The following is a 15,519-nucleotide window of genomic DNA, read 5'->3' on the forward strand; positions in this document are numbered from 1 at the left end:
TTACGATTAACTGATCTGAAATGAAAAAAACAACAACTGCAAAAACATGGGTAATGATCCTTATGGGGATGTCGCTGCTTTACGCGTGTAAAAACAAGCAAACCGCCGACAACCCGGCTAACGACCCCGTTAGTACAGACAGGGATACGACCGTAAAACCCGGCGACGACTTTTTTAAATATGCCAATGGCGGCTGGTTAAAAAAGAACCCTATCCCGGCCGCCTATTCATCCTGGGGTATTAACCGGGTAGTGCAGGAAGAGCTGCGCGACCGGTTAAAGAAAATAAACGAAGATGCGTTAAAAGCAAATGCTGCAAAAGGTACCAATACACAAAAGATAGGCGATTTTTACTACAGCGGCCTGGATACCGTTACGATAGAAAAGCAGGGATTAGCAGCCTTAAAAACCGAACTGGACAAGATCGATCAGCTTAACAGCATCCCTCAACTGCTTGACGAGTTTGCCCACCTGCAAACCATCGGCATAACCACCCCAATTGGCGCTTATGTTGGTCAGGATGCAAAAAACAGTTCTAAAATGGTATTGCAGCTATGGCAAAGCGGCATCGGCTTACCAAACCGTGACTACTATTTTAATAAAGATCAGCACAGCATTGACCTGCGGACGGACTATCAGCAAAAACATTTACCGGCGGTATTTAAACTTGCAGGTTTGAACCCGGGCGCGGCCACCCAGGCCACCAAAAAGGTGTACGCGTTAGAGACCTTCCTGGCAGACAGCTCCCGTAAATTACAGGACCTGCGCGACCCTTATAAGAACTATCATAAAATGACCGTTGCCGCATTAAATAAGCTGGCCCCGGATATCAACTGGAAATCTTTATTTGAAAAAATGGACTATAATAACGTAGATACCGTTATTGTTGGCCAGCCCGAATATTACCGGGCAGTGAACAAGGCCCTTAAAACCTATCCTATTAACGACTGGAAAGCCTATCTGCGTAAAAACCTTATATCAGAACTGAGCCCTTATTTGAGCGATGCGTTTAATGATGAGAATTTCCGTTTTTACGGTACGGTGATAACCGGCCGCAAGGCACAACTGCCCAGGTGGAAACGGGTGCTTGATGTAGAGAACGGTGTAATGGGCGAGGTACTGGGACAGCTGTTTGTAAAAGAATATTTTTCGGAAACCGAAAAGAAACGCTACAAGGACCTGGTTGAAGCCGTCCGCACCAGCTTTAAGGAGCATATTGAAAAGCTGGACTGGATGAGCCAGCCCACCAAGCAAAAGGCTTATGATAAACTTGCCCGGGTTATGCCCAAAGTTGGTTATCCGGATAAATGGAAAGATTTTTCATCATTAACGGTCAGCCGGGATTCATACGTGGGCAACATTATAAACGCCAACAACTTCTGGCATCGCTTTAACGCTAAAAAACTGGGCAAACCGGTCGACCGTACCGAATGGGATATGACACCGCAAACCTACAATGCTTATTATAACCCCTCAAACAACGAGATTGTATTACCGGCGGCTATGTTTATCATCCCCGGCATAAAGGACGAGAATGTAGATGATGCGGTGGTTTACGGTTATGTAGCTGCATCAACCATAGGCCATGAAATAACCCATGGCTTTGACGACCAGGGGCGGCAGTTTGATGCAGACGGAAATTTAAAAAGCTGGTGGACGGCCGAAGACTCGGTAAAATTCACCAGGCGTGCGCAGATGCTGATAGACCAGTTTAACGGTTACAGTATTTACGGCCTGCATGTAAATGGCAAAGCCTCGCAGGGCGAGAACATTGCCGATTTGGGTGGCATCGTTATCGCGCTTGATGCTTTTAAGAAAACCGATCAGTATAAAGCAGGCAAAACTATCAATGGGCTGACACCAACACAGCGGTTCTTCCTGGGCTATTCGCTGGGCTGGCTGATACAGGACACTAAAGAATCCCTTTCAAGCCAGATATTAACCAATGAACACTCGCCCGCCTTTATGAGGGTGAACGGTCCATTTACCGATGTCCCCGAATTTTATGAGGCCTTTAAGATCAAAAAAGGCGATAAGATGTGGCTTGATCCGGCAAAAAGGGTAAAGATCTGGTAGCTTACCGTTTGATTGCGGCAGCTTAAGCCACCATTAATATTATCAGCAAAAAAGCCAACGCAGGATTGGCTTTTTTGCTGATAATTAATACCGTTTACGGTTTATTTAAACTCATCATTACTTAACCCGGTATTTGCTGCTGCGCCGGTAACCTTCAGTTCAACCGGCGAGCCTAATAAAAAGGTTTTAATGTCGTAAGGTATTTTTACGCCGTTCACTTCGCGGTAGTCGGCAAATTCTGTCGGCGAACTGTTAACCACATCGGTAACTTGTTTAACCTTAAGCCCGGTTTTTACATCGAAGTATGATTTCACCCTGGTACCGCCGGGGTGTGTAGCTATAATCAGATAGGCAAGATCCTGGCCCACTGCATGCAGCTTGTCGTCAAGCGCTATCGTGTAACCATCCTTGCCATAATCCAGCTCGGGGAAGAAACCGAAGCGATAAACCAGGGTGCGCTGGTATTCTTTAGGCGGATGAGGTACCGCGCTGTTTTGCTGCACGATGCTTACACTGTCCCCCACGCCTTTAACATGCAGCACAACAAAGTTGTTATAGGATGGCGCCACCACGTTGTAATCAAACTTATCCGGCGATTTATATTTATTTACCAACTGTATCGTTGCGCCCTGTAATGGCCCCGAGGCATTGATGGTAAGGTCTTTAATCGCTTTTACTTTATCTGCACCGCCGATGGCATCCAGGTAGTTTTTTATAACAACAGCGGCGGTAATGTTTTTATCAATCGTAACGCCGCTATATGAATTGTTTTCCGGGTTCATATCAGGCAAAACATGATCGGGATCAAGCGTCACCAATACTATTTTTGAGGTGGATCTGTACGGAAAGGTCCATTCGCCGCCGCGCTGCCAAATTTCGGCAGGGAGTTTTACGGTGCCTGTCTGGCCATTCTCTTCTTTAATTAAAGCGGTTACCGGCAAAGCCAGTCCGCCTAAATTCTCAATCGTAATTAATGAGCCCTTTGATGGGTCGTTGTCATTATAATCTATTGATTTTACCGATTGATCCAGGGTCATGGTGCCCATGAACCATTCGTTCCAGAACCAGCTCAGGTCCTCACCTGCCGCGTTATCCATCGAGTGGAAAAAGTCCCACGGCGTGGGGTGTTTAAAGGCCCAGCGTTTGATATAGGTCCTGAACGCGTAGTCAAACCGCTCCTCGCCCAATATCTGCTCGCGCAGGATCATTAAACCGCGTGCCGGTTTTTCATAAGCGGCATAACCCAGGTAATCCGGCTGGATCACATCAGGCGTGGTCATTATCGGATCAGCATCCGGGCTAAACATGGCCGGCGCCACTTTTTGCACGTCTTCTCTCTGGTAATATTCGCCGTTGTTAAATACTTTGGTATCTACCTTGTTGATGAAGGTATTAAAACCTTCGTCCATCCAGGCATACTTACGTTCGTTTGATCCTACAATCATCGGGAACCAGTTATGGCCAAACTCATGGTTGGTAACTTCCCAAAGCTCGGCCGTTTGCGATTTCCAGCCGCAGAACACAATTCCGGGATACTCCATGCCGCCCACTATACCTGCTACGTTGGTTGCAACCGGGTAAGTATACCCAAACCATTCCTGCGAATAGAGTTCGATACAATTTTTAACATATTCTGTTGATCTGCCCCAACCCAGTTTGCCGGCTACCTCGAGCGGATAAACAGATTGCGCCAGCGATTTCTTTCCGCTGGGCAAATTGATACGCGCGGCATCCCAGATAAAGGCTTTTGAGGCGGCCCAGGCTACATCGCGGGTATTTTTGCACAAAAAGTGCCAGGTTAAAGCAGGTTTCTGCGGATAGGACCTGTTATTTTTAATATCTGCAGAATCACGGATGCTTACCGTTTTATCACTGTTACGGGCAACAGCCAGCCTGCTCAAAGCAGCAGGTGATAATACTTCGGCAGGGTTAAGTAACTCGCCGGATCCGGCTACAATTAAGCCTGCCGGCGCAGTAACCGTATAATCAATATCACCATACTCCAGGTAAAACTCAGACGCGCCCATATACGGGATGGTGTTCCAGCCGCTTACGTCGTCATAAACTTCCATACGCGGGTACCATTGGGCAATTTCATATACCCAGCCGTTTTTGGTATTTAGGCGGCCCATACGGTCGGTGCCGTATTCGGGCACGTCAAACGCATAGTCAATTTTAATATTTATTTTTTTACCGTTTGCTTTCAGCGAATCTTTCAATTTAATCTGCATACGGGTATCGGTAATTAGGTAGTCGGCTTTTTCGGCCTTCCCGTTGGTTATAATATAAACCCCTTTTATCTCGTCGCCTTTGGTAAATGTTTTATTGATGAACCTGCCGCCGGTTACCGGGCTGGTGGCCTGCGCGCGCGAATCTTCGCGGTAAATATTCTGATCTACCTGCAACCATAAAAACGGCAGCCCGTCGGGGCTGTTATTGGTATAGGTGATCACGGCGGTGCCGGTTACCCGGTGTTGGGCCGTATCCAGGGTTACGTTTAACTTATAGTCGGCGCGGTTTTGCCAGTACCGGGCGCTTGGTGCGCCACCTGCGGTACGGAACTGATTACCGGTTTGCTGATAAAATAAAGGGGTAAAAACTTTATGCTGATCATACCTGGAAGACATTGAATCGGTTTGCGCCTTTACCGAAAACGCGCTCGTGACCAGGGACAGCGCAAAAATAATTCTGTTAATTTTCATGTTATTGTATAAATATATGGGACTTGATAAAGATATACTATCAGCGTAAATATTCAAAATCCCGCATCCAATCCCGCTTCTTTGTTTAGGCCCGGGGCCTAATTTAAAATCAATATATATAAGCTTTATTATTGGGTATTTAACAGCGTTTACAGCATAAGCTTTATCTTTGGGTATCCTGTTTTTATCGCAACATGAATGATTTTTTAGCCGCCAGATCACAAATGGCCCTCTCGCTGGGTTTTCACATCATTTACTCCTGTATTGGTATGGTGATGCCGGTTTTTATGGCGATATCCCACTATAAATACATCAAAACACAAAACCCGGTTTATAAAAACATTACCCAGGCCTGGAGCAAGGGCGTAGCCATATTTTTTGCTACGGGCGCGGTATCCGGCACCATGTTGTCATTTGAGCTGGGTTTGTTATGGCCAAAATTCATGGAACATGCGGGGCCTATTTTTGGCATGCCGTTTTCGCTGGAGGGCGTGGCGTTTTTTATTGAGGCCATCGCTTTAGGTTTTTTCCTTTACGGCTGGAACCGCTTCAATAAATGGTTCCATTGGTTTACGGGTGTAATGGTGGGTGTAAGCGGCATTATATCCGGGATATTGGTGGTATCCGCTAATTCCTGGATGAACAGCCCCTCGGGCTTTAATTATGTAAACGGACAGTATTTAAACATTGACCCCATGAAGGCCATGTTTAACGGCGCCTGGTTGTCAGAGTCGTTACACATGACCATTGCCGCCTTTTCGGCCACGGGGTTTGCTGTAGCGGGCATCCACGCGTTAATGATCTACCGCAAACAAAATATCGGGTTTCATACCAAAGCGTTTAATATCGCTATCATATTTGGGGCCGTAGCAGCCATATTGCAACCTTTTAGCGGCGACCTCTCTGCCAAGCATGCCGCGAAAAGGCAACCGGCCAAGTTAGCCGCAATGGAAGCTTATTTTCATACCCAAACCTATGCGCCGCTGGTTATTGGCGGTATACCGGATACCGTCACCAAAAAAGTTAATTACGGGATAGAGATACCCGGCCTGCTTAGCTTTTTGGTGTATGATAATTTTAAACGGGAAGTGACGGGTTTGGATAAGATCCCGGCCCGGGATCAACCCAATGTACCGGTTACGCATTATGCCTTTCAGATTATGGTGGGTATTGGGATACTAACCATGCTGATAGGTGTATTATATTTGATAGCGATTTGGAAAAAACATGCCTGGCTAACCAGTTCATGGTTCTTGAAACTGTTTATTATGGCCACGCCGTTAGGGTTTATCGCCTTAGAGGCGGGCTGGACCGTTACCGAGGTTGGGCGCCAGCCCTGGATCATCCAGGACGTGATGCGCACCGCAGATGCCGTAACACCGATGCCGGGGATACAATATTCATTCTATATATTCAGCTTTATCTATTTTACATTGAGCCTGGCGGTTATTTTTCTGCTGCAACGGCAAATTAAAATGGTGCCGGAATTGTATGATGTAAAGAAGTGATGAGTGGTGAGTTTTGAGTGATAAGTAAAGCTCAAAATCTGAAAGTAAAATATTAAACAGTGGTGAGTTTGAGTAATGCGTAAAAAAACTCAAAACCCATAACTCACCACTCAAAACTAAAAACATGTTAACCGTAGTAATCATCTTCTTATTCTTCGCCATATTATTGTACTTCCTGTTGGGGGGCGCCGATTTTGGCGCGGGGATAATTGAGCTTTTTACATCAGACGATAATAAACAACGTACCCGCAGTACCATGTACCAGGCTATCGGCCCTATCTGGGAGGCTAACCATATGTGGCTGATCATCGCGGTGGTAATTATGTTCGTTGGTTTTCCCAATATTTATAGTAAGATGTGCACTTACCTGCATATCCCTTTATTGTTAATGTTACTGGGGATCATAGCGCGAGGTACGGCCTTTGCCTTCCGTAATTATGATGCGATTAAAGGAGAGCGTACGCAACGGCTGTATAACAACATATTTGTTTATTCCAGCTTTTTAACACCGCTTTTCCTGGGGATCATTGCCGGCAGCGCCATATCGAGGCAAATTGATTTTGAGGCTAAAGATTTCCTTACGGCTTATGTATTTAGCTGGTTCAACTGGTTTTCCATAGCGGTTGGTTTATTTACGGTTGCGCTTTGCGGATTTTTGGCAGCCATTTACCTGATTGGCGAGGCTACCGATGATTTTGATGTTAAACGTTTTATTAAAAAAGCCAAAGTACTTAACGGGATCGCTTTTTTTTGCGGCGGACTGGTTTTCCTGGCGGCCGAAACTTTGAATATCCACATGGCGTACTGGATCTTTGGCAACCCGGTAAGCCGTACGGCGGTTATCGCCGCATCGGTATCCCTGGTGTTGTTATGGATAACGGTTGCCAAAGGGCTGAAACAGATACCGCGGATCTTCGCCGCGTTCCAGGTGAGCATGATATTACTATCAGTGGGCTACACCCATTACCCTAACTTTATTATGGGTAAGAACAATAAAAACCTGTCGCTTTTAACAGATCATGCCACCTCAAAAACTATTGATGATCTGGGCATTGCTTTATTGGTGGGTAGTTTGTTTATTTTGCCGGCTTTAGGTTACCTGTTTTACAGCTTCAGGGGCAAACAAAACCACGGATAGGCAATTAACAAACATAGCGGCACAAAGCAAGAAAGGCTGCTATTACCAGCAGCCTTTCTGTATAGATATTGCTGATTACCTGGTGGCAATAATAATCGTACCGCCGTTTTTAAACAGATCGTGCGATACGAAGTAACCTTTGTTTAGCTTGCCATTAACTTTAATAGAGGTTATGCCCCTGCCCTTTCCGGGTTTGGTTATGGTAATGTATTTACCGTTGCTGGTGCGCCATTTAACTTCATCAAACAACGGGGCGGTAACCATATATTTTGGATCGGTTGGCGATACCGGGTATAATCCGAGTGAACTGAATACATACCACGCCGACATTTCGCCGGCATCGTCCATACCGGCAAGCTCAATACCCCTGTCGCCCATACCATATAGGTTATTCAGGATATTATCCAGCACCTTCTGTGTTTTTTCGGGCTTACCGATAAACGTATAGGAGAACGGCGCTTCGTGATCGGGCTGGTTACCCTGGCAATACTGGCCGATAAAGGTTTCAATATTACGGGCTATGTAATGCGGGTTCCAGGGCGTGCTGAACAAGGAGTCCAGTTTTTCTTCAAACTTCCTTGGGCCGCCGTATAGTTCAATCAAGCCCGGCATATCATGCGGGGCAAAGAACGATACCTGCCAGGCATTTGCTTCGCGATACATATATTCATAGTATGGGTACTGCGGATTAAAGTTTTTGATCCAGCTGCCATCCGCCAGTCTGCCGCGCATAAAGTTGGTAGACTTGTCAAACACATTTTTATAGTTTTTTGACCGCGCCATCAGGATCCGGTAGTTGGCTGTATCGCCTAACTTTTTGGCGATCTGCGCTACCGAATAATCATCGTACGAATACTCTAAAGTTTTAGATACCCCGGCGGTGCCTTTGGCGGTAGTTGTCGGATTTTCAATATCCGGATCAGGGATATAACCCTTTGCCAGGTAATCGGCCAGGTACTGGCGCCCGCCGCCACGGCCGGTTCCCGGCACATTGGCGTTATGCAGCAGTATTTGATAAGTGCCCCTGATATCAAACTGATCAATCCCCCTAAGGTAAGCTCCGGCGATAGATGAGGCGCCGTGGTCGCCATGGAAAAATGTAGGGATATAGCCGGTCTTATCACCTTTATCTTTTAATGATTTGATCACATTCAGGGTAACATCCGGCGATACCAATTCTAACAGCACATCCTTATTGCGGTAAGTATCCCATAATGATGGCTCGGTATAATAATTGATGCCGGTGTTAACCACATTTTTTTTAATATCCGTAAAATCTCCATTTACATCGCTGCGCAACGCCGGCCATAAAAACGAGCGGTAAAAGCAGGAATATAGCATTCGTTTTTGCTTTTCTGTACCACCCTTTACCTGTATTGATGACAATAGTTTTTCCCAGGTTTGGTTGGCTTCGTTACGGATGGCGGCAAACGATTTGTTGCCTATTTCTTTCTCCAGGTTTAGTTTGGCATTGGCCGTACTGACAAATGAGAACCCAATTTTAAGTTCAACGGGCCCGGTACCGCCATCCGCCAGATGGACTATTGCGTCGCCTGTTTTCTGGCCCTCATCCTTTTTCTCCAGTCTTTCGATCTTCGTATTCAGTATGCCGTAAAAATAGATATTCTCGCCGCCCTGGAAGCCCTGTATGGCATGGTCGTTAGCTTGTTCTATGTTCCAGCCGGATACGCCGCTCAGCGCTTTTGACAGGTCAAAAAGGATCTGGCGGTCTTTGTTGTTTTGGTATTCGTATTTATGGTAGCCGCATCTTAAGGTAGATGTAAGGCTTACATTTATTTTATAATCGTCCAGGAAAACCTGGTAATAGCCCGGCGATGAACTTTCATTTTTATGCAAAAATTTCGACCCAAACCGGGCACCCGGATTTGACATCGGTAAGACAGGCACATTACCAAAGTTCCAGTGCCCTTTATTGGTATGGGTAAAGGCTACAATTGATGAATCTTCATATTCATAACCGGCGCCGGCAGGTTGATATTTGGTCATGGGGCTTACTTGAACCATGGCGTTTGGCAATGAACTGCCCGGGAAAGTCAACCCCGACCATGGCCGCCAGTTTTTTGGGGCAACATAACCCAATATTTTGGGGTCTGCAACCGCTTCTGTGCCTACAAAGGTGTTTACATACTTAGTATAGCTGGTGGTAGTTTGCGCACTGCTGGTGGCTGATGCCAGCAAAACCATAACAGCAACATTTAAAATGCTTTTAACCGGGATTCTCATTATTAAATAGATTATTGGTTAACCAAATATAAATAATCCTGCTGCGGGCAGGTTAATATGTTAAAAATGTTACCGTGAACTTTAACATTTCCATAACTTTTTTTAACATAAAAATATGCGCAAGTATGGCTGTAATTAAATACTTTTAGCCTGTTATCACAACCGAATACTTACTAAACCCTGTCACCGCGTGCCCCCCGGCACGTTACCACCTATGAAAAAACTTCTTGTATTTTTTTACCTGCTGTTGTTGTCATCAGCCGTATTTGCGCAAAATAAAGCATCAATTAAAGGTATCCTGTTAGATTCTGTTTCAAAAAAGCCGGTGGAACATGCCACGGTAGCCATCGTAAATCAAAAAGACACCACGCTTATTTCTTATACCATCTCCCAAAAAGACGGGTCGTTCAAACTAACCGGCCTGCCCGTGGGCCGCGAAACAAAATTGATCATATCGATCATGAATTTCAATACAGTTAGGCGAACCTTTGTATTTAAGCCCGCCGAAACTAAGGATATTGGGGAAGTATTATTAACCGGGAAGGTACTGACAGAGGTGGTTATAAAAGGCGAGCGAACGCCCGTAGTCATGAAAAAAGATACGATTGAATTTAATACGGAGGCGTTTAAAACGCGCCCAAACGCCGTTGTTGAAGACCTGTTAAGGCTGCTGCCCGGCGTACAGGTAGATTATGACGGAACGGTAACCGTAAACGGTAAAGAGATCAGCAAATTATTGATTGACGGCAAGCGTTTCTTTGGATCTGATCCAAAGGTGGCCACCAAAAACCTGGATGCCGATATGATTGATAAGATACAGGTTTATGATGACCGCGATGACGATCCGGATCATAAAAAAAACAGCGTTGAGGTTAGTAAGATCATCAACCTTAAAATGAAAAGCAAAATCAAGAAAAGCACGCTGGGCAAAATTTATGGCGGCATAGGCTCGCGCGACAGGTATGAAGCAGGCGGCATACTTAGCAGCTTTAGGGATACGCTCCAGGTGAGCGTGATCGGCTTAGCCAATAACCTGAACAAAACAGGTTTTTCTCAGGATGAGTTATATACCATGGGGGGCTTTAACAGATCCGGCGGCAACCAGGTGTGGGACGGAACATTTGGCGGCAATGGCTGGGGGGGCATTGAGCGTGTTATTTCAAGCGGGCTAAACATCAATAATGACTATGGTAAAAAGTTAAAAATGAACCTGTCTTATTTCTATACCAAAAGCAGCCAGGATTATGACAGCAAATCAACTAATGAGCAAACCCTCCCTCAAACCGTACTTAAATCAACATCTAATTATAACACCACACAAAACAGTCAGAAACACAACATTACCGGCCTTATTGAATGGGCGCCTGATACGATAAGGCGCATTAAATATGAACCTAAACTAAATTTTAATCCATCCGGCGATGTTACCTCAAGCTCAGAGAATTCATCAAACACGCTAACACCGCGGCTTACGGAAAGTATTAATAGTTCTAATACATCAGGCTTTAACAATACCTTTTCGCACGAGTTTTCATTTTATACCAAACTTAAACGGAAGGACGAATCTTTCCGGCTGGCGCACACGTTAAGTTTAAATAAAAGCGGATCAACCGAATTTGATTACAACAACCTGGTTTCTTATACCGCTGACATCCAATCGCAAGTGCTTAACCGGTTGGGCGATAATAACAGGCACGACAACTCGGCCGGGATTTCAGAAACTTATAGCCGCCGGTTTAGCAAAAAAATAAGTGCCGAACTGTTTTCAAACTCCAGATACCTGACCACCTTACAGCAAGTTTCGCTTTACAATAAAAACACGACATCAGGATTATATGATCAGTTTTTGCCGGATCAAAGCAATAAATTGATGCGCTACTGGTTCGTTCAAAACCTTAGGCCCCAGTTAAGCTATGAGTTTAACGACAAGCTAACCGCGCGGGCCGGCCTCAACAGCGAGTTTCAATATATCAATAACCAGTTCAACAGCACGGTAGCTAATATTGCAAACCATTATTTTTTCTTCTTCCCGGAGTTTGAACTGAGCGGCGACGGATATTCGATTAACTACAGCGAGTCAATTGATCAACCGGAAATTTACCAGCTGCAACCTATTACGCGCATCTATAACCAGTTATATAAATCAACCGGAAATCCAAATTTAGAACCCAGCCGCGTGCGCAGTATTTATGCCCGTTATTATAAATACAATTATGACAAACAGGTTAACTTTAACTTGTATTCCAGCTTAACCTTAAAAAACAATAATGTAATTGAAAGCACCACAAGGGACACCGTAGGCGCAATTACCCAAACCTATGTAAACAGAAACGGCGGCTGGCGGGGATATTTTGGTGGCAGCTGGGGTAAACAATTTAAAAAAACACAGAAGTGGCAAATAGGCTTGAACACCAATTTCAGCGGTAATGCAGACCACGGCAGTTTCTTTTTTAACGGAGATGAGGGAACCCGATCTAATTACTCTTTTAACTTAAAGCAAAATATCAATTTTAATTATAACGCTGTTATAAGCTTCAATACTAATTATAATATTAACGAGAATATCACCCGTTACGGCCGTGTTAACTATCCCTCGGTTAATACATTAAGGCATACCGTTGGTACCGATGTCACGGTGCGGTGGCCGGCCAGGATGATTTTTGATGCAAAATATGGTTACAACTATAATCCGCAGGTTGCAGAGGGTTTTCCGAGATCATCAAATTTAGTCGACCTGGCTGTCACCTTTATGATGTTTAAAAAAGACCGGGGGCAATTGAAATTATCGGTCTATGATCTGCTTGATCAAAGTGTTGCGGTATACAGATATGCTTACATAAACTCTATAACTACTTCCGAACACCAAATATTAAAACGGTATTTCATGCTTACTTATCAGTATAAATTAAACATATTTAAATCAAAGTAACCAGGTGACTGTCAAGGGTTCAGTGTATCCTGTTCATATTAAATGTTCCCGTTTATTTAACATTTGAAAAGGTTGATATTTCATTTCCTTTATATACTTTTAACAAATATCACAACTACCATTGACTAAACCTTAACCACTAATGCGCACTGCCTCTGTTTTTTACCTGAGCAAAATCCTTGCTTTTATTACCCTGGTATTATTTTCGTCAACTGCTTTGGCACAAAACAAGGCATCTGTAAGGGGAAATATTTTGGACTCGATTTCCCGGTCACCGATAGAATATGCCACCGTTGCTATTGTTAATGCCAAAGACACCTCCCTGATCTCTTACACATTAACTCAGAAAGACGGCTCTTTTAAACTCTCGGGCCTTCCGGCCGATGTGGAAACCAAATTGATCATATCAACAATGGGTTATACTACCTTCAGAAAGCTATTGGTATTCAAACCCAGCGAAATCAAAAATACGGGATCAATATTTTTAACGACCAGGATTTTAAATGAAGTAACCGTAAAAGGCGAAAGATCGCCGGTGGTGATAAAGAAGGATACGTTAGAATTTAATACCGAAGCCTTTAAAACCAGGCCTAATGCCGTTGTTGAGGATCTGTTAAAACTACTACCGGGGGTGCAGGTAAATGTTGACGGATCTATATTGGTTAATGGCCAGGCAGTAAGTAAGTTATTAATTGGCGGTAAACGTTTTTTTGGGTCAGACCCTACGGTAGGCACCAAAAACCTGGATGCCGACCTGGTTGATAAAATACAGGTTTATGATGACCGCGAGGAAGACCCGGATCATAAACTAACAGAAATTGAAGTTGGTAAGATCATTAATTTGATCATGAAGAGTAAAATAAAAAAGAGTACTATTGGCAAGGTGTATGCCGGCGGTGGTACCAGGGGCCGGTATGAAGCCGGCGGCATAGTCAGCACTTTCAGGGACACGCTGCAAATTAGTTTGATAGGCCTGGCTAACAACCTAAACAAGACCGGCTTTTCATCAAGCGAACTCTATTCAATGGGCGGGTTCAACCGGTCAGGAGGTAATCAGCAATATGACGGTACATTCGGCGGTGCCGGATATGGGGGGATGGAAAAAATATTCTCGGGCGGCTTTAATATCAATAATGATTATGGGAAGAAGCTGAAGACCAACCTGATGTATTTCTACTCAAATTCTATAAAGGATTACAACACCAAAGCATTTAATCAACAAGCGCTTGATCAAACAACGCTAAACACCTTTACCTCCAATATATCACAGGTTAAACAACAAAACCATACTGTAAGTACCTTAATAGATTGGGTTCCGGATACGATAAAACGCGTTCGGTTTAGTGCAAGAGGCAGTATTGCGCCGCTAAGTAACTTTGGTAATGGCACAACCAATACTTCTAATACCCAAACTCCCAGGATAACTGATTTGTTAACCAACACTTCAAGCAAAGGCACCAGCAACCAGTTTTATAATGATTTTATGTATTACCGGAAATTGAAGAAACAAGGCGCATCCTTCACCCTCGGGGAATCATTGGATTTAAAGAAAACGGGGGCGGATAATTATAACTACAATAATTTAACTTCGTATATAACAGCCATAAACTCGTCTGTATTAGACCGGTACATTGATAATAACTCAACCTCTCAGTTAGCGGGTGTGTATTTGACATTAAATACCCCTATCAGCAAAAAAATAACTCACGAGTTTTTTGTAAACAGCAGATATCGGGCGCAGGCAAGTACACTGTCCACCTACGACAAGAATATAGCAACCGGCATATACGACCAGTTTTTAAGCGACCAAAGCAATGACCTGGAAAAATATATGTTTATACAAAATGTAAAAAACACGTTTAGTTATGATATCAATAAAAAAACGACATTAAAGGTTGGTGCCGACCTCGAGATCCAATACATAAGCTATAAATTTAATACCAGTATTAAAAATATAAACGCCAATTATTACCGGGTTTTCCCGGTATTCAGGCTTAACGGGCAAAACTTCAATATTAACTATTATGAATACCTGTCCCATGCCGAAATGTATCAACTGCAGCCAATAACCCGGCAAATAAGCCCGGTTGAAACCTTAAGCGGCAATCCTAATTTAGTGCCGATGCATGAGCATTATTTATATTTCAATTATTATGGCAATAATCGCGACAAGCAAATTTATACCAACATCAATGCGGGGGTTAATTATATAAGCAACAATATAGTACAATCATCAACAAAAGATGATAATGGCTTTATAACTTCAATCTACGAAAATAAAGATGTCAGTTGGTCTGGCAATTTGAATATTTCGGTAAACAAACAATTTAAAAAAACTCAAAAATGGCAGCTTAGTTTAAATCCGCGTTTTTTTAGCCGTTATTCACGACAGGCATTTTTCTTTAACGGGGATCAGGGCATGCAGGCTAATATATATTTAACAGGTAGTGAAAGTATCGGCCTAAATTATAAGTCTGTTATTAACTTAAATACCACCTATTTTATTAATGCAGCTTTGTCAAGATATAGCGGTGTTAATTACGCCGCAGTTAATACGGTAAGGCAACGGGTATTAACTGTCGCCACGGTAACATTGCCTAATCATTTTATTTTTGATGCCCAATATCAGTATGATTATAATCCCCAGGCAGCAAGCGGTTTCTCAAAATCGTCCAACGTTGTTAACCTGGCGGTAACGCTTACCATGTTAAAACAAAACCGCGGGCAGTTAAAATTGTCTGTATATGATCTCTTTGATCAAAACACGTCAGTATACCGCTATGCGGGAAATAATTCGATCACCAATGTCGAGCAGCAAATATTGAAACGTTATTTCTTAATCGGTTACCAGTATAAGTTAAATTCATTTAAGTCTAAGTAGTTTTTTTATAGAACAGCGCTGTAATATTAAATCCGGTTTTAT

Annotated in this window: 7 protein-coding genes; 5 read left to right on the top strand and 2 right to left on the bottom strand. The window is 43.7% G+C overall.

What is annotated here, in order from left to right; genetic code table 11:
• The first annotated feature begins 20 nt into the window (after window positions 1-20).
• Window positions 21-2,075: a M13 family metallopeptidase gene (locus LJ658_RS15165; RefSeq protein WP_230547373.1), complete on the top strand. Its 2,055-nt coding sequence runs from the start codon at window positions 21-23 to the stop codon at window positions 2,073-2,075.
• A 101-nt stretch (window positions 2,076-2,176) separates the two neighbouring features.
• Here LJ658_RS15165 and LJ658_RS15170 read toward each other — a convergent pair whose 3' ends face one another.
• A complete protein-coding gene (locus LJ658_RS15170; RefSeq protein WP_230547374.1) occupies window positions 2,177-4,777 on the bottom strand; it encodes a M1 family metallopeptidase in 2,601 nt (866 codons plus the stop codon).
• 194 nt (window positions 4,778-4,971) lie between these two features.
• Between LJ658_RS15170 and LJ658_RS15175 the strand changes: the two genes are divergently transcribed.
• Both LJ658_RS15175 and LJ658_RS15180 read left to right on the top strand, forming a co-directional pair.
• Window positions 4,972-6,285, top strand: a complete 1,314-nt coding sequence (locus LJ658_RS15175; RefSeq protein ID WP_230547375.1) for a cytochrome ubiquinol oxidase subunit I — start codon at window positions 4,972-4,974, stop codon at window positions 6,283-6,285.
• Between the two features lie 124 nt (window positions 6,286-6,409).
• Window positions 6,410-7,423 (top strand): cytochrome d ubiquinol oxidase subunit II, encoded by a 1,014-nt coding sequence (locus LJ658_RS15180; RefSeq protein ID WP_230547376.1) that lies wholly within the window; start codon window positions 6,410-6,412, stop codon window positions 7,421-7,423.
• Window positions 7,424-7,498: 75 nt separating this feature from the next.
• Here LJ658_RS15180 and LJ658_RS15185 read toward each other — a convergent pair whose 3' ends face one another.
• Complete coding sequence (locus tag LJ658_RS15185) at window positions 7,499-9,667, bottom strand: GH92 family glycosyl hydrolase (RefSeq protein WP_230547377.1); 2,169 nt, start codon at window positions 9,665-9,667, stop codon at window positions 7,499-7,501.
• A 214-nt stretch (window positions 9,668-9,881) separates the two neighbouring features.
• On the opposite strand from LJ658_RS15185, the gene LJ658_RS15190 reads away from it, so the two are divergent.
• Window positions 9,882-12,596, top strand: a complete 2,715-nt coding sequence (locus LJ658_RS15190; RefSeq protein ID WP_230547378.1) for a TonB-dependent receptor — start codon at window positions 9,882-9,884, stop codon at window positions 12,594-12,596.
• A gap of 142 nt (window positions 12,597-12,738) precedes the next feature.
• Entirely contained in the window at window positions 12,739-15,477 is a 2,739-nt protein-coding gene (locus LJ658_RS15195) for an outer membrane beta-barrel protein (protein WP_230547379.1), read from the top strand.
• Window positions 15,478-15,519: the final 42 nt, after the last annotated feature.

Source organism: Mucilaginibacter sp. UR6-11 (assembly GCF_020880695.1).
GTDB lineage: Bacteria > Bacteroidota > Bacteroidia > Sphingobacteriales > Sphingobacteriaceae > Mucilaginibacter.